Here is a 24515-nt window from a genome sequence, read left to right on the forward strand (position 1 = left end):
CGAACTGCGGGTCACTCGTCGTCGCGCTTGACCAGGTCCAGGCCGGCCGCCGCATACTGGCGCAGCGTCGCGCCCGGCAGGAACGCCTGGGTCAGGGCGACGCCGATGCGGGGCAGGTCGGTCGTCTCGCGGTACAGCAGGTGCAGCGTCTCGTAGCGCGGGTGGAACTTCTCCTTGAAGCGGTGCAGCGACTTGAAGCCGTAGACGGGTTCGAGCAGGTCCGAGAGTCTCGTGCTGAGCGCGGCGATCGCGCCGGCCTCCGGCGGGTAGTCGTGCGTGAGCGGAGCCCCGGAGAGCGACAGGAACTCGGCACCCTCGTCGCGGAACGCCGCGGCCGACATCCCGATCAGGTACTCCATGACCGGAGGGAACCCGCCGGGGCGGCGGCGCATGAGATCCAGGGTCCATCCGCGCACCGCGCCCTCCGGGCCGTAGACCGGCAGCCAAGACAGGAACCCTTCCACGTCGCCGTTCTCGGCGGTGGCGATCGCGACGCGCACGTGCGGGTCCTCAGCCTCGGCGAGCGTGCCGAGCGTGAAGCGCATCTCGGGGAGGTCCTTGTCGCCCACCCACAGCTCGGAGATCGCCTGCAGCTGCGCGCGCACGCCCCAGCGCTCGTCCGCCAGCTTCGAGACGGTGAACGTCACGCCCTCGCGCTGTGCACGGTTGGTCGCCGTGCGGATCGCGCCCCAGCGCTTGCCGGTGAACTCCAGGCCGGGCAGATCGACGATGGTGTCATCGGCGACGACGAGGCTCTGCCAGCCCTCCGGGACAGCGGCTCGGGTGGCGTCGTCCGCGCTGAAGAAGCACGGGGTGGTGCCCGCGCGCTCTGCGCGCTCGATGAACTCGGTCACGGCCTTCGCGCGGTCGGACGGATCGCCGATCGGGTCGGCCAAGGCCAGCGCGACCCCGTTGTGCCGCTGGTACGCCACGATCCCTCCGGCCGTGCGCAGATACTCGTTCGGCTCCCAGGTCGTCATCCATGACAGCGTCCCGCCGCCGTGCTGCTGCAGCGCGAGGATCACGTCGTCGCGGGTGGGCGCGGTGCCCCCGCCGAGCGGCGGCCGGCGCCGCCACCGGAAGGCGCGACGTTCGATCAGCAGCATGATCAGGAACAGCACCCACAGGATGCTGGTGGCCACTGCCATCCGGGCGTTCAGGCCCAGGTCCTCGAGATCCTTTCCCGCGGACAGCATCAGCAGGAGAACGATCAGCCCTCCGAGCAGCACGTTCAGCACGGCGTAGAGCAGCGACAGCAGCCATGCCCAGCGCCGGCCGCGGCGCAGCCCGTTGACGACCAGCAGCGTGATCACCACGTCGATCAGCACGCTCCAGTGCAGCGTCTCGGAGGGCACGGTGTCGCCGAACGGCCCTGAGGTCGGCACGTAGTCGACGATCGTCGAGATCACGATCAGCACGATCAGCGCCCAGAACGCCAGCAGCCGCTGCTCGCGCACTGTGGCACGGCGCAGGGTGAGCGACCGGTCGACGGCCAGCACCAGCACGACCGCGGCCGTGTGCTCGAGGTCGGCGATGTCGCCCCAGAACAGCAGCGCGATGAAGACGTAGGTCAGCAGTGTGAGCCATGCGCGGTTGCGCCACGGCGAGGGCAGCACGCCGACCGCGACGGCGATGCAGGCGAGAAGCCCGCCGCTGGGCCCGACATCCAGCGCCGCAGCCTGATGCTGAACCCACGGCCAGGCCGGAGTGACAACAGAGAGCAGCCAGAGCAGACCCGCGGTGGCGAGGATGGCGAACAGCTGCCCACCCGCGAACCAGGCCAGAGTCATGCGCCAGCCGCGATGCCACTCCAGATATGCGACGCCCAGCAGGCAGGCGACGAGCAGCAGGTACCCGGGCGGCTGCGCTGCCAGGAACGTGCCGGTGACCGGGGTCCACCACCGGCCGTCGGCGAGGGCGGGAAGCCCGTAGGCCAGGTCGTGCCAGAGCGGGCTGTCCTGGAACGGGGCCCACAGCGCGCCGGTCGCGACACCTGCGGCGAGCAGCGCAGCGAGGATCAGCAGTGTGACCGGCAGGCGCCGCAGGATGCTGCGCGGTGCCGTCCGTGTGGTGCCGGCGTCGTCGGTCATTTTCTCATTGTGGCGGAACACTCGTGTCGCCGTCCTCGCCGGCTGTATGCTGGCGCGGCTGAATCCGCAGAACGCCGAGGAGAACCGTGTCCGACAACACCACCACCGAGAACGGCTGGCGCAGGTTCTGGAACAGGGGCGGCTGGTGGAAGGCGCTGATCCTGACGCTCGTCTACGTCGTGATCTACCAGCTCGTGCCGGCACTGTGGGCGGGCGCGACGGAATCCGCGACAGCCGACGGCATGTTCTCCTCGGCGGCGAGTGTCTTCTTCGGCCTCGGGCTCCCCGTCATCGTCGGTTCCCTGCTGCTGCTCGCCTTCGCCTGGTCGGTCGGCTGGCTGCCCAAGCCGCTGTTCACCGGGCAGCCGGTGCCCGGTCGCTGGTGGATGTGGATCGCCGTGGTCCTCGTCGCGCTCCCGATCCTGCTGCGGCTGTTCGGCATTGATTACTCGGCGTACTCGGCAGGGACCATCATCATGACTTTCGTGACGGGGCTCTTCATCGGGTTGTCAGAGGAGCTGCTGACGCGGGGTCTCGTCGTCGAGATCATGCGCCGGGCCGGGCACCGAGAATGGGCGGTGGCGGCGGTGTCCGCACTGTTCTTCGCTCTGCTGCACTCCGGCAATCTGCTGTCCGGGCAGTCGATCGTGACGGTCGGGGGCACCCTCGTCTACACCTTCGCCTTCGGAGTGCTGATGTATCTCATCATGCGCGTGACGGGCAACCTGCTCTGGGCCGTCATCCTGCACGGGCTCACGGACCCGACGTCGTTCCTCGCGACCGGAGGCATCGACGTCGAAGGCGCTCATACGAACACGCTGCTCACCCTCGCCGGTCCGGTTACGACGCTGTTGATCATCGCCGGCTTCGTGCTGCTGATCTTCATCCGTGGACGTGCTTACCCCGCTCCTGCGAAGACAGCCGGGGCGTCGCAGGCAACGAGCTGAGCAAGGCCCGCGAACTTCTGGACGCAATGATCGGCGCAACCCCTTGACGTCGAGTGCGTCGAGGCCGCTCAATTGACGATGGGGGAGGCAACCGACTGGGGGCCTCATGGACATTCTCGACGACAACGGAGGCACGGCGACGCGCAGCGGGGCGCTGCTCGCGCTCCACAGGGGACCGGGTTTCCTGATACCGAACGCGTGGAACGCGGGTTCCGCGCGCATCCTGGAGCAGGTGGGGTTCCCGGCGATCGCCACCACCAGTGCCGGTATCGCGTGGTCGTGCGGCATGCCAGACGGCGGTCCGATCGGGCCGGACACGATGTTCGAGAACCTGGCGGCGATCGTCGGTGCTGTGGGCGTGCCCGTGTCGGCCGACCTCGAGGCCGGCTACGGAGTGACGCCCGAGGACGTCGGATTCACGGTCGCGCGCGCCGCCGAGCTGGGCCTCGCCGGTGGCAATCTCGAGGATGCGATCGGCGGTGACCTGCTGGACGCCGAAGCGGCGGCGGAGCGGATCGCCGCGGCACGCGCCGCAGCGCCGGCGGGGACGTTCGTGCTCAACGCGCGTACTGATTCGTACTTCTCCTCGTTCGACGGGGACTGCTTCGCGGAGACCGTGAGCCGGGCGATCCGCTACATCGACGCGGGTGCGGACTGCATCTTCGTGCCCGGCGTGCGCGACGCCGAGACGATCCGCCGCCTGGCATCCGAGATCCCCGCCCCGCTGAACATGGTCGCAGGCCTCACCGCGCCCGTGCTCGACGCGCCGACGCTGATCTCGCTCGGAGTCAGACGCGTGAGTGTGGGCGGAAGCATCGCCCGGGCGGCGTTCAGCGCGATCGAGGCTGCCGCGACCGAGCTGTTCGAGACCGGCACGCTGGGATTCCTCGACGGGGCGGCGACCTACGCCGACCTGCAGCGGCGGTTCGGCGTATGAGTGCGGTCTCCCTCACCGCTGTCCTCGGCGACATCGCCACTCAGCGCGTCGACGTCATCGTCAACGCCGCGAACAACGCGATGCGCGGCGGTGGAGGCGTCGACGGGGCGATCCACCGCGCCGGTGGTCCGGCGATCCTGCAGGACTGCATCGCCCGCTTCCCGGACGGCCTCGCGACCGGCGATGCCGGCTGGACCACAGCCGGCGACCTGCCTGCGCAGTGGGTGGTGCACACCGTCGGGCCGAACTGGAACGCCGGGCAGCGCGATCGCTCGCTGTTGGTGTCCTGCTATCGACGAGCGCTCGAGGTCGCCGACGGGCTCGGAGCGCACAGCATCGCCTTCCCGCTGATCAGCGCCGGTGTCTACGGGTGGCCGCGCGAGGACGCGATCGACGCCGCGATCGACACGATCCTCGGTGCTCCGACCCGCGTCGAGGATGCCCGGATCGTCGCCTTCGACGAGACCGCACACCATCAGGTGCAGGATGCGCTCGCCGCACGCCGCTGATCTGACGGAGAACACGTTCAGGCTATTCACAGAATCCAGCGCAGCCCCCTATGCTCTCCCTATGACTTTCTTCTCGGACATGGAGCCGATCAACCAGGGCATCAGTGCCGGCGTCGGCGCCGTCGGCGTGATCTTCGGGCTCATCTACTGGGTCGCCATGATCGCGGCCTACTGGAAGACGTTCACGAAGGCGGGGTACCCGGGCTGGCTCGCGATCATCCCGATCGTGAACCTCTTCGTGCTCGTCAAGGTCGCGGGGCTGTCGGCCTGGTTCGGACTGCTCTACTTCGTGCCGATCGCGAACATCGTGCTCGCGATCATCGTCGCCCTGCGCAACGGCCGCGCGTTCGGCCACGGCGGCGCGTTCTCGTTCTTCCTGCTCTTCCTGCTCAACCCGATCGGCTACTTCGTCACCGGTTTCAGCAGCGACACCTACACCAAGCCGGTCTGACCACCTACTGACACCGACAAGGGGCCGGCGCATCCGCAGGGATGCGCCGGCCCCTTGCCGTTCCCGGACGTACCCGCGCCAGGTGCGCTCGTCAAGCCCCGTGCCTTCCGCTCCTGCACGGGCGATGATCGGTCAACGACGAACCGAGGAGGACCAGGTGACCGTACTCTCCGACATCCCCGAGACGATGACGATCCCGATCCGCGCGCGCGGCCCGCTCAGCCTGCTGGTGCTCGGCAGGCTCTCCGACGACGGCGACGAGCCTGCCGCGGGGGAGGAGAGCCTCGTCCTCGCCCAGGAGCTGGTCTCGGGCAGCCGTGACCTGGTGCATGACGATGACGTGCAGCTGTCGCTGTTCCTTCTCTACGCCTCGCACTACGGGTCTCTTCCGGGGATCGACGCCGACCGCGAATGGGACGGGGAGCTCCTCGGCATCCGCCGGGTGCTGGAGGACGCCTTCGAGGCCGACCTGCGCGAGCGGGTGGTCGTGCCGGAATCACCGGACCCGAACGCGGCCGACGTCGCGGAGGCTCTGTTCGCGCTCACAGGGCAGGACGGCGGGCCCAGCCTCGCACGATTCATCGCGAGGAGGGCGGATGCCGGCCAGGCCCGCGAATTCCTCGTGCACCGCTCGATCTACACGCTGCGCGAGGCCGATCCGCACAGCTGGGCCATCCCGAGGCTGACCGGCAGAGCCAAGGCGGCGCTCGTCGAGATCCAGTCCGACGAGTACGGCGGCGGACGGCCGGAGCGCGTGCACGCCGAACTGTTCGCCAAGGCCATGCGCGGCGCCGGGCTGGACGATGCCTACGGCGCCTACGTCGACAGCGTCCCCGCGGTCACGCTGGCATCGATGAACACGATGTCGCTGTTCGGCCTCAACCGCAGGCTGCTGGGGGCGATCGTCGGCCACCTCGCGGCGTTCGAGATGACTTCGTCGATCCCCAGCCGGTTCTACTCCCAGGGGCTGAGTCGTCTCGGCTTCGGCACTGACGTCACCGACTACTACGACGAGCACGTCGAGGCGGATGCCGTGCACGAGCAGATCGCCGGGCACGACCTTGCCGGGGCGCTCGCCGAGGATCGCCCTGAGCTGCTCCCCGACATCCTCTTCGGTGCCGCCGCCTGCCTCGCTGCGGACGGCTGGGTCGCGGAGCGGATCCTCGGATGCTGGGAGGCGGGAGTCTCGTCGCTCCGCGGCGACGGAGAGCGGAGCGCATCATGATTCCGACGACGATCACGCCGTATCCGAACGGGCCGCTGCTCGTGCGCGGCGCGTTCGACCTGCAGGACGAGGACGGTGAGCCGATCCCACGGCGTCGTCGCACCATCGCCCTCTGCCGCTGCGGACTCTCCTCGATCAAGCCGCTCTGCGACGGGTCCCACAAGGCTGCGGGCTTCCGCACCGACTGAACGGCGTGGTCAGGCCCCGACTTCGGCGGCATCCGCCTCGACGGGGTTTCGGCGGATGCCGATCCACGAGACGAGCCCGCCGGCGATCATCAGCACGGCGGTCACGATCGCCGCGCTGTGGAAGCCGGCGAGGTCGAGCATCCCGCCGACGATCGTCGAGATCATCGCGACCACCAGTAGTCCGGCCACACGCGAGACCGCGTTGTTGACCGCTGACGCGATGCCGCTGCGGCTCTCGTCGATCGATCCGAGGATCGCGGCGGTCAGCGGCGCGACCGTGATCGACAGGCCGAGGCCCATCACGAGCATCGATGGCAGCACCTGCCACCAGTAGTTGAACTCGATGCCGACGGTGAGCAGCAGCAGGGCGCCCAGGCCCATCAGGATCGGACCGACCGTCATGAAGATCCGGGGACCGTACTTGCCCGCCCAAGCGCCGGCGCGGGAGCTGAGCAGGATCATGAGGATCGTGATCGGCAGGCTCGCCAGCCCCGCCTCGGTGGCACCGAGTCCCGCGCCCTGCTGCAGGTAGACCACGACGACGAAGCCGTTCAAAGACAGCGCGGCATAGATGAACAGCGTCGCGAGGTTGCCCCAGCCGAAGTTGCGCACCCGGAACATGTCCAGCGGCATCAGCGGATGCGGCACCCTGGCCTGTCGCAGCAGGAAGCCGGCGAGCATCGTGATTCCCCCGACGAGCGGGAGCCAGATCGCGGGGGAGGACCAGCCCAGCCGCGGCTGCTCGATCAGCGCGAACACCAGAGCGCCCAGTCCCGCCGCGCAGAGGATGCCGCTGAACCAGTCCACTTTCGCGCCGCGCGGATGCTCCGGCAGTCGCAGCCTGCCCAGCAGGAACAGGTTCACGGCGATCGGCAGCACGTTGATGAGGAACACCAGTCGCCAGGTGAGGAAGTCGACGAACAGCCCGCCCATCAGCGGTCCGACCAACTGCGCCGCCGTGGTGAACGCGGTCCAGACGCCGATCGCGTGCGCCTGCACGGGACCACGCATGGTCGCGGTGATCAGCGCGAGCGAGCTCGGCACCAGCAGTGCGCCGGCTGCGCCCTGCGCGGCGCGCGCGATGATCAGGACGAGCGGATCAGGCGCCGCGGCGACCGCGACGGATGCCACGCCGAAGGCGATGAGCCCGATGCGCATGATCAGCACCCGCCCGTAGGCGTCGGACAGAGAACCGGCCAGCAGGATCAGTGCGCTGAGCGTGATCAGGTAGGCGTCGACCACCCACTGCTGGGTGCTGATGCCGCCGCCGAGCTCCTCGCTGATCGCGGGCAGCGCGACGTTCACGACCGTGCCGTCGAGGAAGGTCACGAACGATGCGAGCACGGCGATCGAGACGACCAGTCGCTGCGTGCTGGAGAGGGATGCCACGGCCCGACACTACGCCCGCCGAAGGAATCTCAGAAGAATTTTGCTATTCGGTGTTGCTAAGTACCGGTACTCAGTGTTACTTTCTACTGGTAGTCAGCAACACCGAGTACTGAAGGGAGAGTTCCGATGGGCAAGCAGGAGACCGAGATGCTCAAGGGCGTCCTGGAAGGCGTCGTCCTCGCGGTCCTCGCGAAGCGCCCCGCCTATGGATACGAGATCACCGCCTCGCTGCGGGATCGCGGATTCGCCGACATCGCCGAGGGCACCGTCTACGCGGTGCTGGTGCGGATCGAGCAGCGGGGCATGGTCGACGTCGAGAAGGTGCCGTCCGAGAAGGGCCCGCCGCGCAAGGTCTACACGCTCAACGCGCAGGGCCGGCAGAGCCTCGAAGAGTTCTGGAGGACGTGGAGCTTCCTCGCAGACCGACTGACCCAGCTCCACACCGAAGACAGCAGTGCGACGAACGAAGAAGGAGCCTGACATGGCCGCCAAGTGGATCGAAGTGATCACCGGATCGCTCGAGCAGAAGAAGCAGTACAAGCAGGACAAGGCCCGCATCGAGGGGCTGCCGGAGCCGTACCGCGCGTCGGCACTGGCGATGCATCGCTACCTCATGTACGCCGGCGGAATCACCGACGGCGAGACGCTGATGCAGATGTTCACCGACATGGCGGACCTCTGGGAGGCCGCCGCAGCCGACGGCACCCCGGTGCGCGACATCGTCGGCGCCGACCCGGTCGACTTCGCCGAGACGTTCGCCAAGGCGTACGCCGGCAAGGAGTGGATCGACAAGGAGCGCACGCGCTTCACGAAGACCATCGACGACGCGGAGAAGGAGCAGCGATCATGACCGCAGCCATCGAAGTAAAAGGTATCCGGAAGTCGTTCAAGGACCTCGAGGTGCTCAAGGGCGTCGAGTTCGAGGTGGCCGCCGGCAGTATCTTCGCCCTGCTCGGCTCCAACGGGGCCGGCAAGACGACGCTGGTGCGCATCCTCTCGACCCTGCTGAAGTCGGATGCCGGCACGGCATCCGTGCAGGGCTTCGACGTGGCATCCGCTCCGGGCGACGTCCGCGAGTCGATCAGCCTGACCGGGCAGTTCGCCGCGGTCGACGAGGTGCTCACCGGGCGTGAGAACCTCGTGCTGGTCGCCAAGCTGCGCCACCTCACGAGTCCCGGCGCGATCGCGGACGACATGCTCGCGCGGTTCTCGCTGACGGATGCCGGCGGCCGCAAGGCCGGCGAGTACTCCGGCGGCATGCGCCGTCGGCTGGACATCGCGATGAGCCTGATCGGCAACCCGCCGGTCATCTTCCTGGACGAGCCCACGACGGGTCTCGACCCGCAGGCGCGCATCGAGGTCTGGGACACCGTGCGCGAGCTCGCGAACGGCGGCACGACGGTGCTGCTGACCACGCAGTACCTCGATGAGGCCGAGCAGTTGGCGGATCGCATCGCGATCCTGCACCAGGGCGTGATCATCCAGAACGGCACGCTCACCGAACTCAAGAAGCTGCTTCCGCAGGCGACCGTCGAGTACGTCGAGAAGCAGCCGACTCTCGAGGAAGTCTTCCTCGCACTCGTAGGCCCTTCGTCAGGCTCAGGAGAACAATCATGACCACGCACGTCCTTGCCGACACCGGCACGCTCACCGGGCGCTCGCTGAAGCACATCCTGCGCAGCCCCGACACCATCATCACCACGGCGGTCACCCCGATCGCGCTGATGCTGCTGTTCGTGTACGTCCTCGGCGGTGCCATCAACACCGGCACCGACGAGTCGTACATCAACTACATGCTTCCGGGCATCCTGCTGATCACCATCGCCTCCGGCATCGCGTACACGGCGTACCGGCTGTTCCTGGACATGCAGGGCGGGATCTTCGAGCGGTTCCAGTCGATGCCGATTGCACGCTCGAGCGTGCTGTGGGCGCACGTGCTCACCTCGCTGGTCTCGAACATCGTCTCGGTGGCGATCGTGATCGGAGTCGCGTTCATCATGGGCTTCCGTACCGGGGCATCCTTCGGCGCCTGGCTGGGCGTCGCCGGCATCCTGGTCCTGTTCACGCTGGCGCTGACCTGGCTGGCTGTGATCGCGGGTCTGTCGGCGAAGACGGTGGACGGGGCGAGTGCGTTCAGCTACCCGCTGATCTTCCTGCCCTTCATCAGCTCGGCATTCGTTCCGACCTCGACGATGCCCGGCCCGGTGGCCTGGTTCGCGGAGAATCAGCCGGTGACCTCGATCGTGAACACGATCCGGGCCCTGTTCGCGGGGCAGCCGGTCGGTTCGGACATCTGGATCGCACTGGCCTGGATGCTCGGCATCCTGATCGTCGCCTACGCGATCGCCGTGTCCATCTACAAGAAGAAGCTGCGCTGACAGCAGGCGCCGAATCGGCTCCCCTCGGACTCTGTTCAGAGGGGAGCCGTCGGCGTACCCTGGCGTCAGGCGGACGAATCGCCCGCCGATTCTGAACAGAAGGGTGCGGGCGAGATGGACGCGATGATGATGGACATGATGTCCAAGGACATGAAGATGGCCGACATGGACATGATGATGGACATGTCGGTCATGCAGGCCTGTATGGACGCGTGTTCGGCCTGCGAGCAGGCGTGCACGGTCTGCTCGATGCAGATGATGGACTGCGCTCCGGCATGCATGAACTGCGCCGACATGTGCAACACGATGATGCGCGGCATGATGCGCATGCAGGGCATGACGTCGCCGGTCATGATGGCGATGCTCGATGCGTGCATCGCCATGTGCCAGTACTGCATGGACAAGTGCATGGAGCACGCGAACCACAGCGAGGTCTGCCGGATGTGCGCTCAGTCCTGCAAGGCCTGCATGGATGCCTGCATGGCGATGCGCGACTCGATGATGACGGCGGCATCCTGAGGCGGATGCCGGAACCGGCCCCCTGATCGCTCAGAGGGCCGGCAGCGGACGCGGTCAGTCCGTGACGAGGCGCCGGATCGCTACGCCGAAGGGCGGCAGGTCGACCCGCGAGCCGTCGTCGCCGTCGAGGGTGGCGAGCCGGTGCTCGGAGCGCGGTTCGATCGACACCCGGGTGTCGTGTTGGCTGACGAAGAAGGCGAATCGCGCGCCGTCGCGGTGACGCAGCGTGTCGACGAAGACCCGCGGATCGCCGGGATCGACGGCCGGACGGATGCCGGCGACGTCGGCGAGCGCGCGGTACAGCCGCGAGGTGTCGTCCGGGTTGACGTGTGCGTTCACCGCGGCGAAGTACTCCAGCGGATAGGTGCCCAGCACGAGTCGGCCGGCTCCGCGCTCCTGCACGACGAGGACGGGACGGCCGTGGTCGTCGACCGCGACGACCGTTCCCGAGGTCGGGGTGACGGGAAGGTACGCACGGGAGTGCTCGGTGCCGCCCGCGCGCACCTCGAGTCGGGTGCCCGCGGCGATTCCGCCGAATTCCTCGACGAAGCGGATGCCGACGACCTCGTCCGCGACGCGCTCGACGATTCCGTAGAGGTTCTCGCGCTGCACTCCGAAGAGCTCCTCGGTGTACGCCCACCATGGTCCACGCTGTTCGGCGGCCTCACCGACGCAGTACGAGGCGTAGACGGTCGCGCCGTCTTCGGCCAGTTCGCCGAGTTGCGTCCAGCTGGTCGCGCAGAGCTGCTTGATCGAGGGCAGCAGGTAGAGCCGGGCGTCGTCGTCGAGTCCGCCGTCCTCACGCTCGCGCAGCAGAGCGACGGGAAGGTGCGCGGCGTGGGCGGCGAGGTACGCCTGCTCGGTGGTGCGGACGATCGTCTGCCGCTCCTCGAGGTAGGTGAACGGATAGTCCGCCGCCAGGTGCGAGGGCACGATGATCGCGGCATCGACGTCTTCGCGGCTGACTCCTGCGACATCGATCGCGGCGAGGTCGGCGGCGAAGCGCTGCAGTTCGAGCAGCGGAGGCTTCGGAGCGCCGGTGCGATCGGTGATGCCGAAGTGCATCTCGAAGGGGTGATGCGAATAGGGGCGCTGCGTGGCCAGGTCGTCGTAGTCGGCGTTGTTCCAGGCGATCCAGCCCGTGGCTCCGGCGAGCAAGGTGTTGTAGAGCTGCTGGCGGTAGTAGTCGGCTGCGCCGGTGGGGGAGACGTAGTCGCTGGTGACGCCGAACTCCTCGAGCACGACGGGGCGCTCGCCGATGTGGCACAGCTCGGTGACGAACGCCGACTTGAGGTTCTGCCGGATCTGGTCGTTCTCCATGCGGTACACGTGCGGGCCGACGAAGTCCGAGCGCTCAGCGAGATCGGCGAGTGCGAACCCGTTGTCCTTGCCGGTGGTCTCGATGCCCCAGGCACCGTCGCCGACCGACACCGGCTGGGTGCCGCCGCCGGCACGGACGGCGTCGATGAGGATGTCGGCCCAGGCGTGCACCGCCTCGCGAGGCGCTTCGCCGCCGTAGATCGGCACCTCGTTGCTGAGCAGCCAGCCCGTGACCGCGGGGTGCGCGTGGAAGCGCGCGGTGAGCTCGCGCACGTACCAGGCCTGGCGACCGAGGAACCAGGAATCCCGGTACAGATCACGCCCTTCGCGCCAGGCCGGATCCCAGTTCTCTCCAGACATGTGTCCGACGATGAAGGTGGGCACGGTGGTCATCCCCGCCTCGATGTGCGCGTCCAGGAAGTCGGCGAACCGGGTGATGCAGTCCTCGTCCAGCGTGTAGGGCGTCGGCTGGAAGTCGGGCCAGTAGACGAACGACCTGGTCATGTTCAGACCGTGCTCGGCGAGCACGCGCAACTCCTCCCGCACGAGGTCGGCGTCGTACGCCGTCCACATCCGCGGACCGCCGGACTTGGACCAGAAGTTCGCGCCCAGCCAGATGACGGGACTCTCGCCGGTGGTGAGCATCGGGGATGGGCGGCGCATCGGTGTTCCTCCAGAGGACGTGTTCGGAGCGGATATCTGAACCGGTTCAGGCTAGCATCCGACAGTACGGGGTTCGGACGAAGCGTGGTCAGCGGGCGGGCGTGCTCGTGGCGCGCACTCTCAGTTCGCTCGGGGCGGCGGCGACGGTGCGAGCTTCGCCGCCGCGCAGGATCTCGCGCAGCAGCTTCGTTCCGCGTCGTCCCCGCTCCTCGGGGAAGCGGGCGAGTGCCGTGAGCGGGCGGCTGCGCAGGCTGCACAGCAGTGAGTCATCCCACGCGACGACCGCGACGTCGTGGCGGCCCGCACCCTCGAGTGCCTTCGCGGCACCCACCGCCAGCAGGTCGTTCGAGGCGACGACCGCGGAGAGCGGCCGGTTCTCACGCAGCATCCGGGCGAGCAGCTCCTCGCCCTCCTCGGCCGCGTAGTCCGTGCTGATCGAGGTCACCGACACTCCGTGCCCCGCCGCGACGCGGTTCAGCGCCGCGCGTCGCTCCGTCTCGTGCACGAGCGCGGCGGGCCCGGACAGGTGCAGCACGCTGCGGTGGCCCAGTGCGGCGAGATGGTCCAGCATGAGCCGCGCGTCGCCCTGCGGGTCATCCAGCACGATGCCCTGTCCGTCGCTGTGTTCGCGGCTGGTGAGCATGACCGAGGCCATGCCCGCCTCGCGCACCAGCGAGGGGCGCGGGTCGTCGAGGCGATCATCGAAGAGCAGCACGCCGTCGACGCGGCGCTCGCCACCCCATCGGCGGTAGATCTCCTCCTCGCGGTCGCCGTCTGCGCCGATCATGCGCAGCACCAGTACATCGTCGGTGTCGGCGAGCTCCTCCTCGATGCCGGCGATCAGACCGACGAAGAAGGGCTCGTTACCCAGCAGCCGGGGGTCGCGCCGGATCACCACGCCGATCGCGCCGACGAGCGGCGAGGTCAGCGCCCGCGCCGCCGCGCTCGGGGTCCAGCCGCGCTTGGCCGCGAGCTCCTTGGCGCGTCGCTGTGTCTCGGCGCTCACCTGGTCGCTGCCGCGCAGGGCATACGAGGTTGCGGCCTTGGACAGACCGAGCTCTTCGGCGAGCTGCCCGATCGTCACCCGCTTCGCCATCCGGCCTCCCCGTCGCGCACTCACTGTGAAGTCACCATACGGCACCCGCCGTCCTGCGCGATCACCGGGTGAAGTCCGCGACGAGGGGAAGGTGATCGGAGACCCCGGTGGCGCTGACGGCGACCCGCGCCGAGGTGCAGCGCAGCGCTGTCGAGCAGAACAGGTGGTCGAGCCGCGCGGGCTCGGGGTCGGCGTCATCGCCGAGGAACGTCGTCCCCGGTCCGTCGCCGCCGGCTCGCCAGGCGTCGGTCCAGACGGATGTCAGCAGCCGGTGCGCGGAGCCTTCGGCATCCTCGTTCAGATCGCCGCCGAACACGACGGACTCGACGCCGGTGAGTGCTCGGAGCACTGCCTCTCCCTGCCGGAGTCGGGCGCCGGCATCGGCGTCATCCAGGTGCGCGACGGCGAAGGTCGTGACCGTGCCGTTGATCTCGATGTCGGCGCGCAGCAGCATCCGCGGCTCGCTCCGCCCCTGGCTGGGTAGTGGCATCCGGCCCACGGCGGAGAACGGATGCCGGGACAGGATCAGCTGCCCGTACTCCCTGGCGCCCGTGCCGCGCTGCTCGGCGGGCAGCTCGAGCGCCGCGCCGAAGGCGTGATGCCTGCCGAGACGCTCGGCGAGGGTGGTCGCCTGATCCGCACCGCCGCTGCGCTGCCAGTTCCGGTCGACCTCCTGGAGCAGCACGACGTCCGCGTCGAGCTCTTCGATCGCCCGTGCGGTGCGCTCCAGGTCCACGACGCCGGCAGGATCGGCTCCGTGATGGATGTTGAACGTCGCGACCCGCACCGTGCGCGGAACTGTCGTGGACATACCGAAAATCCTCCTCCTCAGAGGTCAGCGGTGGTGGTCCGGCTGCATCGAGTGGCGCATCTGAACCGGTTAAGATAACGTACACCGCAGTCGATGATGCGGCGAGGTGCCGCGAGCACGATGAGCAAAGGAGACAGAGTGCGACGCAAGTATGCAATGGCGATCGGGGCGATCGCGGTGGCAGCGCTTCTTCCGTTGAGCGCATGCGGCAGCGGTTCGTCGTCGGGGTCCGGCAGCGACAAGATCACGGTCTGGGTCATGCAGGGCGAGTTCACCGACGAGACCCTGGCGGCGATCAACGACAGGTTCGAGAAGGAGACCGGCGCGAAGGTCGACGTGCAGGCGCAGACCTGGGACGACATCACGACGAAGATCACGACGGCGCTGGCGGGCAGCACGCCGCCGGATGCCCTCGACATCGGCACGACGCTGGTGCCGACCTACGCGGCGAGCGGCGCGATCGTCGACCTCAGTGAGTACTCCGACGACCTGCGCCAGGGCCAGACCTGGCTGGCGGGTCTCGAAGAGCCCGCCACCATCGACGGCAAGCTCTACGGCGTCCCGGCGTACGCCGGCGCCCGCGCGGTGATCTACAACAAGAAGATGTGGGCGGAGGCCGGCATCACGGCAGCGCCCACCACCTACGACGAGCTGAAGAAGGACCTCGACGCGCTGCGCGCGAAGAACCCCGACCCGAACTTCTCGCCGCTGTACCTGCCCGGACAGTCCGACTTCGTCGGCTACCAGTTCATCTGGGATGCCGGTGGCGAGATCGCGACAGGAAAGGAAGGCGCCTGGAAGGGCGAAACGTCCAGCCCGACGAGTCAGGCGGGTCTGAAGGAGTTCCAGGACTTCCAGAACACCTACTCGGCGAAGGGCTCCCGCACCCTCGCGACGGACAAGCCAGAGCAGAACCAGATCTTCGCGGACGGCCACGCCGCGGCGATCATCGGCATCGGCGCCGCCTTGACGCCGATCGAGAAGATCAACCCCGAACTGAACGCCGACAACGTCGGCACCTTCGCCATGCCGGGCGCCTCCGGCGAGAACCAGCCGGTGCTGCTGGGCGGCAGCGACTGGTCGATCGCGTCGAAGAGCAAGAACCAGGAGCTCGCTCGCGAGTGGATCAAGATCGCGACGAGCAAGGACATCGCGGTCGACTTCATCTACGGCAAGGACAAGTGGATCCCGAACAGCCAAGAGGCCATCGAAGCCGTCAAGGAGAAGGGCCTGCCCGAGATCCAGACCGGTTTCTTCGACGCCGCTCTGCGTTCGCGCTCCACGCCCCCGGCGACCCGCTGGGCAGCGTTCGAGGGCGAGAACGCCACTGAGCAGTTCTTCCAGACCATCGCCGTCGGCTCGAAGAGCATCGGGGACGCGTCGAAGCAGTTCGACGCGCGCCTCGAACAGGTGCTCAACGGCAAGTGACAGACCGCGGCACGGCTGAGGAATCGGAGATCGAGGGGACCGCATGACCGTCATGACCCAACCCGCATCCTCAGTGGATGCTGCGGGCACCGGGACCACCCGGCGCCCGCGGCGTCCACAGCGCCCGCGGCGTGTGCAGGCGACGACCGGGATGAAGTCGCGCGGGGCGCCGTTCTGGCTGCTCACACCCGCCGGACTCGTGGTGATCGCCCTGATCGCCACGCCCATCGGCTTCCTGGTCTTCACCTCGTTCACCGACTTCGACCAGTCCACGCTGTTCACCGGCCAGTTCGACATGGTCGGATTCGCCCAATACACCCGGCTCCTCAGCGACCCGGAGTTCTGGTGGGCGCTGGTGCGCACGCTGCTGTTCACCGCGGCGATGGTCGCAGGCAGCGTCGTGATCGGCATGGGCGTGGCGAACATGCTCACCCGACTCGGCACAGTCATGCGCTACATCGTCACGATCGTGCTGATCATGGCGTGGGAGATGCCCAACGTGGCCTCCTCTCAGGTCTGGCTGTGGCTGTTCCAGCCCGGCTACGGAGTGGTCAACTGGCTGCTCACGAAGCTGCGGATCTTCGGTGACGTGACCAACGTCAACTGGGCTCAGGATCCGTCGCTCGCGTTCTTCTGCATCTGGATGCTCGTGGTCTGGCAGGCCGTGCCCTTCATCGCGGTCACGCTCTACGCGGCGCAGTCACAGATGTCGCCCGACTACGCCGAGGCCGCCCGCCTGGACGGTGCCGGCGAATGGCGCATCTACTGGAACGTCGTCGTGCCGTTCCTCAAGCCCACTCTGCTGCTGATGACCGTGCTCTCGATCATCTGGGACTTCAACGTCTTCAACCAGATCTGGCTGGTCTCGCAGGGTGGCCCCGATGGTGCGACGACCACGCTCGGCATCTACTCCTACAAGATGGCGTTCGTCGGCATGGACATCGGCCGAGGCTCGGCCGCGGCGATCGTGACATCCGTGCTGCTGATGCTGTTCAGCGCGCTCTACATCCGCAACCTGATCCGCTCCGGGGAGGACCTGTGACCGACCAGACCGTCTCGCGACCGCGCCGCCGCCGCAAGGTGCGCTGGGGCATCAACATCGTCGGCGGGATCTTCGCCGTCGTCTGGGTCTTCCCGGTGTACTGGATGGTCATCACCGCGATCAAGCCGCGCTCCGAGGTGATGACGACCCCTCCGGTGTTCCTGCCCACCTCGATCGACCTGCAGAACTTCGTGACCGCACTCGTCGGGACCACGTTCCTCGTGAACCTTCGCAACAGCGTGATCGTGGTGGTCGCCGCGGTGTTCTTCTCGGTGCTGATCGCGTTCTTCGCCGCGGCCGCCCTGACTCGATTCCGGTTCCGCGGTCGCCGCGGGATGATGATCGCGATCCTGGTCGTGCAGATGCTGCCCTCGACCGCACTGCTGATCCCGACGTTCCTCATCTACAACGACCTGGGGCTGGTCGGCACGTACGGCGGGCTCATCCTCGCGTACATCGCCACAGCGCTGCCGTTCTCGATCTGGGTGCTGCGCGGCTTCTTCATGAACATTCCCGTGGAGCTCGAGGAGGCCGCACAGATGGACGGCGCGTCGACGTGGCGCATCCTCTGGTCGGTGCTCTTCCCGCTGATGGTGCCCGGGCTGATCGCGAGCAGCGTCTTCGCCTTCTCGGCCGCGTGGAACGACTACATCTACGCGTACACGTTCATGAAGGACCAGTCGATGTACACATTGCCGGTGTGGCTGGCGTCATTCAGCTCGCCGCTGACCGGCACCGACTACGGTTCCCAGATGGCGGCCTCGCTGGTGTTCTCGGTGCCCGTGATCGTGTTCTTCCTGATCGTGCAGCGCAAGCTGGTGACCGGGATGACGGCCGGCGCGGTCAAGGGCTGACGGCCCCTCCCACAAGCCTCGACGACGAAGAGAGACGACAGAATGACCGACACCCGGCCCGGCCTGATCCCAGCGCCGACCATGATCGAGAGCACCGACGGCGCCCCGACCACGGTGACCGCGACATCGCGGATCATCTCCTTCTCTGCGGAGTCCGGCGAGGCGGCGCAGAGCGTGATCCGTGCCGCGACCGGTCTGGACGTCGTGACGGCGGAGGGCGGGGCGCGGGTCGGCGACATCGTCATCGAGATCGCTGACGGGCCGGCCCCCGGCGGGTACACGCTGACGGCGGATGCCGGCATCGTCATCGCCGGCGGAGACGCCGAGGGCGCGCACAACGGTCTGCAGACCCTGTTCCAGCTGCTCGTGCAGGCGGATGCCGGAGAGATCCCCGCACTCCGTGTCGAGGACGCGCCGCGGTACGGGTACCGCGGCGTGATGCTCGACGTCTCACGACACTTCTTCGACGCCGACGTCGTGCTGCGGCTCATCGAGCGCATCGCCGCGCTGAAGTTCAACCGGCTGCACCTGCACCTCACCGACGACCAGGGCTGGCGGATCGAGATCCCCGAGCTGCCCGAACTCACGCGCTCCGGCGCGGCGACCCAGGTCGGCGGCGGAGCGGGTGGGGCATTCACGATCGAGGACTACCGCCGCATCGTCGCCCACGCCCAGCGGCACCACGTCGTGATCGTGCCGGAGATCGACCTGCCCGGTCACACGAACGCCGCACTCGTGGCATACCCGGATCTCGCGCCGGCGGGCGTCGTCCCCGAGCCGTACACGGGCACGGAGGTCGGGTTCTCGACGCTGGACCTCACCGCCGCGGAGACCGATCGCTTCGTCGAGACGGTGATCGCGCGGGTCGCCGCGGAGACGCCGGGCGAGTACGTGCACGTCGGAGGGGACGAGGCGTTCGCGACCGATGCGGCGCAGTTCGTCGCTTTCCTCGCGCGTGCCACTCGGGCGGTCGCCGCGCAGGGCAAGACGCCGATCGCCTGGCATGAGGCCGGCAAGGGCGAAGACCTCGAGCCCGGCACGGTCGGCCAGTACTGGGGCCGCAGCGTCGAGCCCGAGTCGCAGCGCAACGCGCGCACGTTCGGCGCGCTCGGCGGGGTGATCCTGTCGCCCTCGGACCTGGTCTACCTCGACATGAAGCCCACGGCGGAGCATCCGGTCGGCCTGACCTGGTCCGCGCCGGCGATCTCTCTCGAGCAGGCCTACTCCTGGGACCCGGCCGATGTGCTGGACGGCGTCCCCGCCGAGGCGATCCTCGGCGTCGAGGCGCCGCTCTGGACCGAGACCGTGATCACCGAGCAGGACATCGAGGGCATGCTGTTCCCGCGTCTGCTCGCAGTCGCGGAGAAGGCCTGGTCGGCGGAGTCCTCTTCGTGGCCCGAGTTCGAGGCCAGGGCCGCAGTCATCGCGCCCGTGCTCGAGCGGCTGGGCATCCGTCAGGGGCCGGCCGGAGCTGGCATTCAGCAGCACCCGGTCGAGCCGGCCGAGTGAGCGAACCCGCTGGGCCGCGCAGCTCGCACGTGCTCGTCGTCGGCTGGGACGGGGTGCGCGACGACGAGCGGCGAGGGGCCGCGACTCCGTATCTCGATGCGCTCGGCGGTCGGGGGTTCCTGGTCCCGGTGCAGGTGCACGAGAAGGACCCGACGATCTCGGGGCCGGTGTGGTCGACCATGGCGACCGGCGTGCACAGCGACCGGCACGGTGTGGTCGACAACGACTTCACCCCGAATCGCTTCGCCGAGCATCCTGACTTCCTCACGGTGTTCCGGAACGCGCGCCCGAGCGCCACCGTGTTCGCCGCGGGGGAGTGGGCGCCGCTGTTCACGACGATGTCCGGCGGGCCTCTCTTCGCCGGCGGCCACCGACCGCCCGTCGGGCAGCTGGACTCGCTGGAAGGCATCGCCGCGATCGACGAGGCGGTGTGCGGTCGAGCGGCTCAGGAGCTGCTCGCCGCCGATCACGCGATCGTGTTCGCGTACTTCGTGCTGCCGGATGCCGTGGGGCACGCCGAGGGTGTGACGCCGCGCTACCGCACCGCGATCGAGACCTGCGACAGTCAGCTGGGCGTGCTGCGCGCGGCGATCGACGCCCGTCCCGGGCGCGCCGACGAGGACTGGACGATCATCGTGCTCACCGACCACGGGCACCGTGACGAGGGGCATCACGGCGGTGACACCGATGCGGAGCGGATCGCGTGGATCGGCGCGGAGGGCCCCGGCATCACCGCGGCATCCGGGGTCGGCGTCGATCACGCCGACGTGTTCGCACAGGTGCTCAGCGCGGTCGAGGTCGCCTACGACGCCGACCGCGTGGACGGGCGCCCGTTCGGCGCCTGAACGTCAGACGGTCGCGACGTTGAACTGCACGCGTCCGTAGGCCAGCACGCCGTAGTCGCGGTGCAGCGCGACCGGGCTGCCTGCCGGCGCCTCCAGCGCGGCTCCGGCACCGTTCCAGATCACGTGCAGGTCGCCGTCGAGCGTGCGCAGGGACAGGATGCCGGAGGTCGGATCGGCCTCCTCAACGATCGCGTCGGTCCATCCCCGCGGCGTCGCCGACGCCATGCGCGCCTGGATCAGATGCAGGGCGTGCCCCGGGGCGAAGGAGGAGCAGGCGAATCCGTGGTCGCACATGCAGGCGACACGCTCACGCACCTCGAGGGGCGAAAGGCGGGTCGGCTGGCTGGTCACGGTGATTCTCCTGACGATCGGTTTCACCGAGAGTACGTCCGCATCCTGGAACGCGCGATCAGGGGCGAAACGCAGCGCAACAAACCTCAGCCGAAACCCCCGAGCAGACCGATGCAGGGGCCGATGACGATGATCCAGGCCGCCGCCGAGGCGATGAGCATGCCGGCGCCGACGCGCCTCGTCCGTTCCGAGATCATCAGCAGCGCGGAGATGACGAGGATCACGATGAACGGCCAGAGAACCCCGAGGGCACCGGCCGCGGCCGTGGCCGACAGAGACGCGAGCATGATCGGGATGCCCAGCACATAGGCGGCGCACCCGATTCCGAAGCCGGCACCCATGCCGGGTCCGGGCTTCCGCGTGCCGGCCGGGTTGTACGGCTCTGGGGAGGACGCCGCGGGCGGAGGTGCGGAGGGGAGACCCTGCGCAGGATCCCAGGGGGTGGGAGGACGCTCCGCTGCGTCGGGAGCCTCGGGCTCAGGGAGGTCCACCTCCCCGTCGGCCGCTGCTCCGTCGGTCTGCGGCGCGTCATCGGGCTGGTCGGGCTGGCTCGGTTCATCGGGCTTGTCGGTCACGTGGTCATCCCCCTCAGTACCCGCCGAACAGCCCGAAGCACGGGCCGATGATGACGATGAAGAACGCCGCGACGCCGATGAAGCCCAGCGCTGCGAGCGAACCGCACGTGATGCCGACGACCTTGCCGGCGTTGCTCGGTGCGGGCGGCGGGCCTGGCTGCGGATAGCCGCCGGCGTAGCCCGGGGGCATCTGCGGCGGATGGCCGTCGGGCACCTGCGGCGGATAGCCGGACTGCGGGAACGGCTGCTGCGGCGGAACCGGCTGGTCGTACGGCGGCGGGAACGCGGCAGGATCGGGCGTCGGCGGGGCCGGGGGATCGGTCGATGCCAGCGGCGTCGGATCCGGCGGCGGTAGGGGCGGCCCGGCCGGAGGCTGCACCTCCCACGAGGGCGGCTGCGGTGGCTGCGGTGGCTCCGGCGGTTGCCCGCCCGGAGCGTTCGAGGGATCCTCAGGCGTGCTCATGCGGGCACCGTCCTCTCCTCAGCAGGTGACACAGCGGTGCGGAAGCGGCCGCTGCGCAGCATCCAGACGATCCGCGCGGCGAGCAGCGGGATCGTGACCAGCAGGAACAGCTGGGGCCGGGTCAGCCCCATCCAGGCGATGTCGTTTCCGCGGACGAACTCGACGAAGAAGCGGAACACCGCGTACGCGGCGATGTAGATCGTGAGCGTCTCGCCGGCGGCGATCGGGCGGTGCCGCAGCCAGAACCACAGCACGGCGAACGCCGCGGCCTGGAACACGATCTCGTAGACGAAGCTCGGATGCAGCGGCACGCCGGCGACCGAGCCGGTGCGCGCGACCGCCGCCGTGTCGAGCACGATGCCCCAGTCGCCGCCGGTCGGTGTGCCGGGGCGCTCGGTGAGCAGGCATCCGATCCGTCCGATGACCATCGCGAGCGCGAAGGAGGGGGCGAACAGGTCGCCGGTGCGATCCGGATACTTCACGATCTTCTTCGCGACGTGCACGCCCAGCCAGGCGCCGACCATCGCCGAGAGCACGGAGGCGTTGCCGCGCAGGAGCTGCTCGCCCAGGCTGAGGTTCTTCGACGGGTCGAGATGCTGTGCCCAGGTGCCCAGGCGCGACATCACGGCGGCGCCGACCATCGCGCCCATCACCAGGTAGACCAGACGCGGATCGGTCACGCCGCGACGGCGGCGCTCGATGAGGAACACGATGCCGGCGGCGACCATGCCCAGCGCGACGAACACCGAGTGCGTGCCCAGCGGGGGCAGCCACGGCGCGATGTCGTGCAGGGTCGGGAACACGTCAGCCTCCCAGGATCCTCATCCAGAGCATCACCCAGAACGGGATCGCGACGGCCGCGGCCACTGCGATCACCGACAGGTAGGCGAGCACCAGCCGGGTGTCGCCGAGCTTGCAGCGCGAGCGCATCAGGCCGCCACGGCGGGCCTTCGCGTATCCGGCGATCGCGATCAGCGCGAACGCCAGTACGGCGACGGGGCCGAGGATGCAGGAGATCAGCGCGATCGTCGTGAACACGCACAGGCGCAGCGGGTCGAACGGCTTCGCGTCCGGTACCGATGGGTCGCGCTGGTTCAGGTGGCTGTAGTCGTGGGTCATGCGCTTCGTCTCGCTTCGCTCGCTCAGCGTCCGAGAACCGGGAGCCGAGTGCGCCCGCCCGTCTCGCGCACGTCGGTGGTGGATTCGGCAGGCCGCCCGGTCGCCGTCGAGATCCGTGTGCGGCTCAACGGGGCCCACGCCTGCAGGGCACAGAACGGTGCGCACTGATGAGCGTTGGTGGTCTCGTTCACCGTGGCCACGTGCACGCAGCACTGCGTGAGGCGCTCCTCGATCATCGTGTTGATGTCCATGAACGGCTTGACCGTGATGCGCAGCACGCGCTCGGCGAGCATCGCGCGCATGCGGCCGTGCTGGCCGGGCAGCTTCGACGCGGCGAGCGTCGCGAGCGTGCCGATGCCGAGATCGCAGTTCACGCAGATATCGCGCCAGATGTCGCCCATCGACGGATGCGACAGCGACGACTGCTCGCTGAGAAGGTCGAGCAGCGAGCTCTTCACGACGTCGCGGATCGCCTTGTTCACGTTCGAGTCCGCGATGCGGTTCGCGAGCAGATCGGGGTTCAGGTCGAGGAACTCCTTGAGCCGCTCGTGGCCGATCAGGGCGACCAGGGACTTCCACTCATCCGAGTCGTCCTTGAGGAAGTAGCCCACTGAGCAGCAGTGCGGATGGCTGCACGGCAGCGCCGTGAGGTCGCGCCAGGTGATGTCGCCGTCGGTCTGCGGGCCGAGGCGCGCGAGCACCCCGGTGTGCGTCAGCCGGTCGTCCGGGTCGATGCCGGCCGAGCGGCCGGATCCGAACACGGGCTGGATCGTCACGCCGCCGACGTACGGCGTCGCCTGCGCCCGCCGGATCACCGCACCGATCTCGTGGTCGTTCACGCCGAGGGTCGCCGTCATCGTGAGGGTGGTGAAGACACCGGCATCCGCCAGCCGATCCAGCGCGCGCTCCTTGAAGCGACGAATGTCGGCGCCACGGTGGAACGCGACCGACGCGGCTTCCTCGCCGTCGTACTGCAGGTACACCTCGACGCGCTCGCGGTGCTTCTTCAGGAACGCGACGAACTCGTCGTCGTTCGCGATGCGCAGGCCGTTCGAGTTCAGCAGGATACGCACGATCGGCCGGGCGACCAGGTGCTCGATGAGCTGCTCGAGCCACGGGTACAGGGTCGGCTCACCGCCGGACAGCATCAGCACGTCGATGCGGTCGTTCTCGCGGTTGAGCTTCGCGTCGACGGATGCCAGCACCTCCGCCAGCGGGGCCACGGCGGCCATCGCCGGGCTGGACTCGGCGAAGCAGGTCGGGCACTTCAGATTGCAGTGGTCGGTGATGTCCTCGAGCAGGATGCAGGTGTGCTGCGTCTGCATCTCGGGAAGGCCGTCCTCGTAGGCCTGGGGAACCGGCTTGAAGTTGCCGGCGGCGTCGGGGGTGTGCACCTTCGTCGGCGCGGTCCACTGCTCGAGATACCGCAGGATCTCGGCGTTCTCGTCGTACATCGTCGAGATCAGGCCGTGCTCGGGGCATCCGCGCTCGAGCCAGATGGTGCCGTCGCGGTCGGCCAGCCAGCCCGACAGGCGGCGCACCTCCGAGAGCGGCTGGTCGGGCTTCTCCTCATGACACCGCGGGCAGAACGCGTTCACATAGCGATGCACACGGTAGTCGCGCAGCGGCATCCCGGTTCCGGCAGTCGGCGTCATGCGTTCACCCTAGTGGGGAGGCGTAGACTCGGCGGGTGCATTTCTTGAAGGTGGTCGTCGGCGCATCACGCGCCGGCGGCAGAGGCTGACGATCAGCCGGCGGCGGAACTCCCGTCACCGGTGATCCTTCACACCCATTCACCTCATCTCT

At 68.5% G+C, this 24515-nt stretch carries 27 protein-coding genes; 16 read left to right on the forward strand and 11 right to left on the reverse strand.

Going from position 1 to position 24515, the window contains the following annotated elements:
* Window positions 1–11 precede the first annotated feature (11 nt).
* On the reverse strand, window positions 12–2090 hold the full coding sequence (locus ACFVAE_RS14655) for a bifunctional lysylphosphatidylglycerol flippase/synthetase MprF (RefSeq protein WP_378893651.1): 2079 nt from the start codon (window positions 2088–2090) through the stop codon (window positions 12–14).
* 86 nt (window positions 2091–2176) lie between these two features.
* Here ACFVAE_RS14655 and ACFVAE_RS14660 point away from each other — a divergent pair, with 86 nt between their 5' ends.
* The 6 genes from ACFVAE_RS14660 to ACFVAE_RS14685 all read left to right on the forward strand — a co-directional run bounded on the left by ACFVAE_RS14660 (window position 2177) and on the right by ACFVAE_RS14685 (window position 6347).
* Window positions 2177–3037 (forward strand): CPBP family intramembrane glutamic endopeptidase, encoded by an 861-nt coding sequence (locus ACFVAE_RS14660; protein ID WP_378893653.1) that lies wholly within the window; start codon window positions 2177–2179, stop codon window positions 3035–3037.
* Window positions 3038–3143: 106 nt separating this feature from the next.
* Window positions 3144–3974, forward strand: a complete 831-nt coding sequence (locus tag ACFVAE_RS14665) for an isocitrate lyase/phosphoenolpyruvate mutase family protein (protein ID WP_378893656.1) — start codon at window positions 3144–3146, stop codon at window positions 3972–3974.
* A complete protein-coding gene (locus tag ACFVAE_RS14670) occupies window positions 3971–4483 on the forward strand; it encodes an O-acetyl-ADP-ribose deacetylase (protein ID WP_378893659.1) in 513 nt (170 codons plus the stop codon). The genes ACFVAE_RS14665 and ACFVAE_RS14670 overlap by 4 nt, the downstream gene beginning before the upstream one ends.
* Window positions 4484–4544: 61 nt before the next feature.
* The gene (locus ACFVAE_RS14675; RefSeq protein WP_378893662.1) at window positions 4545–4934 is read left to right on the forward strand and encodes a DUF5684 domain-containing protein; all 390 of its coding nucleotides are present in this window, start codon (window positions 4545–4547) and stop codon (window positions 4932–4934) included.
* A gap of 157 nt (window positions 4935–5091) precedes the next feature.
* Window positions 5092–6159: an iron-containing redox enzyme family protein gene (locus ACFVAE_RS14680; RefSeq protein WP_378893665.1), complete on the forward strand. Its 1068-nt coding sequence runs from the start codon at window positions 5092–5094 to the stop codon at window positions 6157–6159.
* Entirely contained in the window at window positions 6156–6347 is a 192-nt protein-coding gene (locus ACFVAE_RS14685; RefSeq protein WP_378893668.1) for a CDGSH iron-sulfur domain-containing protein, read from the forward strand. Before ACFVAE_RS14680 ends, ACFVAE_RS14685 begins: the two co-directional genes overlap by 4 nt.
* Before the next feature lie 9 nt (window positions 6348–6356).
* Here the strand turns inward: ACFVAE_RS14685 and ACFVAE_RS14690 are convergent, their stop codons facing one another.
* Window positions 6357–7736 carry an MFS transporter gene (locus ACFVAE_RS14690; RefSeq protein ID WP_378893671.1) on the reverse strand — a complete coding sequence of 460 codons (1380 nt, stop codon included), beginning with the start codon at window positions 7734–7736 and terminating at the stop codon, window positions 6357–6359.
* Window positions 7737–7862: 126 nt separating this feature from the next.
* On the opposite strand from ACFVAE_RS14690, the gene ACFVAE_RS14695 reads away from it, so the two are divergent.
* The 5 genes from ACFVAE_RS14695 (at window position 7863) to ACFVAE_RS14715 (ending at window position 10633) form a co-directional block, all read left to right on the forward strand.
* The gene (locus ACFVAE_RS14695) at window positions 7863–8216 is read left to right on the forward strand and encodes a PadR family transcriptional regulator (protein ID WP_378893674.1); all 354 of its coding nucleotides are present in this window, start codon (window positions 7863–7865) and stop codon (window positions 8214–8216) included.
* Window position 8217: 1 nt separating this feature from the next.
* Window positions 8218–8586, forward strand: a complete 369-nt coding sequence (locus ACFVAE_RS14700; protein ID WP_378893677.1) for a DUF1048 domain-containing protein — start codon at window positions 8218–8220, stop codon at window positions 8584–8586.
* Complete coding sequence (locus ACFVAE_RS14705; protein ID WP_378893679.1) at window positions 8583–9353, forward strand: ABC transporter ATP-binding protein; 771 nt, start codon at window positions 8583–8585, stop codon at window positions 9351–9353. Before ACFVAE_RS14700 ends, ACFVAE_RS14705 begins: the two co-directional genes overlap by 4 nt.
* The gene (locus ACFVAE_RS14710; RefSeq protein WP_378893682.1) at window positions 9350–10114 is read left to right on the forward strand and encodes an ABC transporter permease; all 765 of its coding nucleotides are present in this window, start codon (window positions 9350–9352) and stop codon (window positions 10112–10114) included. The genes ACFVAE_RS14705 and ACFVAE_RS14710 overlap by 4 nt, the downstream gene beginning before the upstream one ends.
* Before the next feature lie 114 nt (window positions 10115–10228).
* Complete coding sequence (locus tag ACFVAE_RS14715) at window positions 10229–10633, forward strand: hypothetical protein (RefSeq protein ID WP_378893685.1); 405 nt, start codon at window positions 10229–10231, stop codon at window positions 10631–10633.
* Window positions 10634–10687: 54 nt separating this feature from the next.
* Here ACFVAE_RS14715 and ACFVAE_RS14720 read toward each other — a convergent pair whose 3' ends face one another.
* From ACFVAE_RS14720 to ACFVAE_RS14730, 3 genes are all read right to left on the reverse strand, one after another.
* Window positions 10688–12616, reverse strand: coding sequence for a cellulase family glycosylhydrolase (locus ACFVAE_RS14720; RefSeq protein WP_378893688.1), 1929 nt, complete (start codon window positions 12614–12616; stop codon window positions 10688–10690).
* Between the two features lie 88 nt (window positions 12617–12704).
* Window positions 12705–13712, reverse strand: a complete 1008-nt coding sequence (locus ACFVAE_RS14725; RefSeq protein WP_378893691.1) for a LacI family DNA-binding transcriptional regulator — start codon at window positions 13710–13712, stop codon at window positions 12705–12707.
* A 61-nt stretch (window positions 13713–13773) separates the two neighbouring features.
* Window positions 13774–14523: an endonuclease/exonuclease/phosphatase family protein gene (locus ACFVAE_RS14730; RefSeq protein WP_378893694.1), complete on the reverse strand. Its 750-nt coding sequence runs from the start codon at window positions 14521–14523 to the stop codon at window positions 13774–13776.
* A gap of 138 nt (window positions 14524–14661) precedes the next feature.
* On the opposite strand from ACFVAE_RS14730, the gene ACFVAE_RS14735 reads away from it, so the two are divergent.
* The 5 genes from ACFVAE_RS14735 to ACFVAE_RS14755 are packed head-to-tail and all read left to right on the forward strand — an operon-like array spanning window position 14662 to window position 20201.
* The gene (locus tag ACFVAE_RS14735; protein WP_378893697.1) at window positions 14662–15951 is read left to right on the forward strand and encodes an extracellular solute-binding protein; all 1290 of its coding nucleotides are present in this window, start codon (window positions 14662–14664) and stop codon (window positions 15949–15951) included.
* A gap of 43 nt (window positions 15952–15994) precedes the next feature.
* Window positions 15995–16993, forward strand: coding sequence for a carbohydrate ABC transporter permease (locus ACFVAE_RS14740; RefSeq protein ID WP_378893700.1), 999 nt, complete (start codon window positions 15995–15997; stop codon window positions 16991–16993).
* The gene (locus ACFVAE_RS14745) at window positions 16990–17847 is read left to right on the forward strand and encodes a carbohydrate ABC transporter permease (RefSeq protein WP_378893703.1); all 858 of its coding nucleotides are present in this window, start codon (window positions 16990–16992) and stop codon (window positions 17845–17847) included. The genes ACFVAE_RS14740 and ACFVAE_RS14745 overlap by 4 nt, the downstream gene beginning before the upstream one ends.
* A 42-nt stretch (window positions 17848–17889) precedes the next feature.
* Window positions 17890–19356, forward strand: coding sequence for a beta-N-acetylhexosaminidase (locus tag ACFVAE_RS14750; protein ID WP_378893706.1), 1467 nt, complete (start codon window positions 17890–17892; stop codon window positions 19354–19356).
* Window positions 19353–20201 (forward strand): alkaline phosphatase family protein, encoded by an 849-nt coding sequence (locus ACFVAE_RS14755; protein ID WP_378893709.1) that lies wholly within the window; start codon window positions 19353–19355, stop codon window positions 20199–20201. Before ACFVAE_RS14750 ends, ACFVAE_RS14755 begins: the two co-directional genes overlap by 4 nt.
* A 3-nt stretch (window positions 20202–20204) precedes the next feature.
* Here the strand turns inward: ACFVAE_RS14755 and ACFVAE_RS14760 are convergent, their stop codons facing one another.
* The 6 genes from ACFVAE_RS14760 to ACFVAE_RS14785 all read right to left on the reverse strand — a co-directional run bounded on the left by ACFVAE_RS14760 (window position 20205) and on the right by ACFVAE_RS14785 (window position 24364).
* On the reverse strand, window positions 20205–20552 hold the full coding sequence (locus ACFVAE_RS14760; protein ID WP_378893711.1) for a hypothetical protein: 348 nt from the start codon (window positions 20550–20552) through the stop codon (window positions 20205–20207).
* Between the two features lie 86 nt (window positions 20553–20638).
* The gene (locus ACFVAE_RS14765) at window positions 20639–21127 is read right to left on the reverse strand and encodes a hypothetical protein (RefSeq protein WP_378893713.1); all 489 of its coding nucleotides are present in this window, start codon (window positions 21125–21127) and stop codon (window positions 20639–20641) included.
* Window positions 21128–21140: 13 nt separating this feature from the next.
* Window positions 21141–21590 carry a hypothetical protein gene (locus ACFVAE_RS14770; protein WP_378893715.1) on the reverse strand — a complete coding sequence of 150 codons (450 nt, stop codon included), beginning with the start codon at window positions 21588–21590 and terminating at the stop codon, window positions 21141–21143.
* Window positions 21587–22393: a prolipoprotein diacylglyceryl transferase gene (locus ACFVAE_RS14775; protein WP_378893717.1), complete on the reverse strand. Its 807-nt coding sequence runs from the start codon at window positions 22391–22393 to the stop codon at window positions 21587–21589. Before ACFVAE_RS14775 ends, ACFVAE_RS14770 begins: the two co-directional genes overlap by 4 nt.
* Window position 22394: 1 nt before the next feature.
* Entirely contained in the window at window positions 22395–22709 is a 315-nt protein-coding gene (locus tag ACFVAE_RS14780; RefSeq protein ID WP_378893719.1) for a hypothetical protein, read from the reverse strand.
* 23 nt (window positions 22710–22732) lie between these two features.
* Entirely contained in the window at window positions 22733–24364 is a 1632-nt protein-coding gene (locus ACFVAE_RS14785; RefSeq protein WP_378893722.1) for a radical SAM protein, read from the reverse strand.
* Between the last annotated feature and the right edge of the window lie 151 nt (window positions 24365–24515).

It is taken from the genome of Microbacterium sp. NPDC057659 (assembly GCF_042799915.1).
GTDB lineage: Bacteria > Actinomycetota > Actinomycetes > Actinomycetales > Microbacteriaceae > Microbacterium.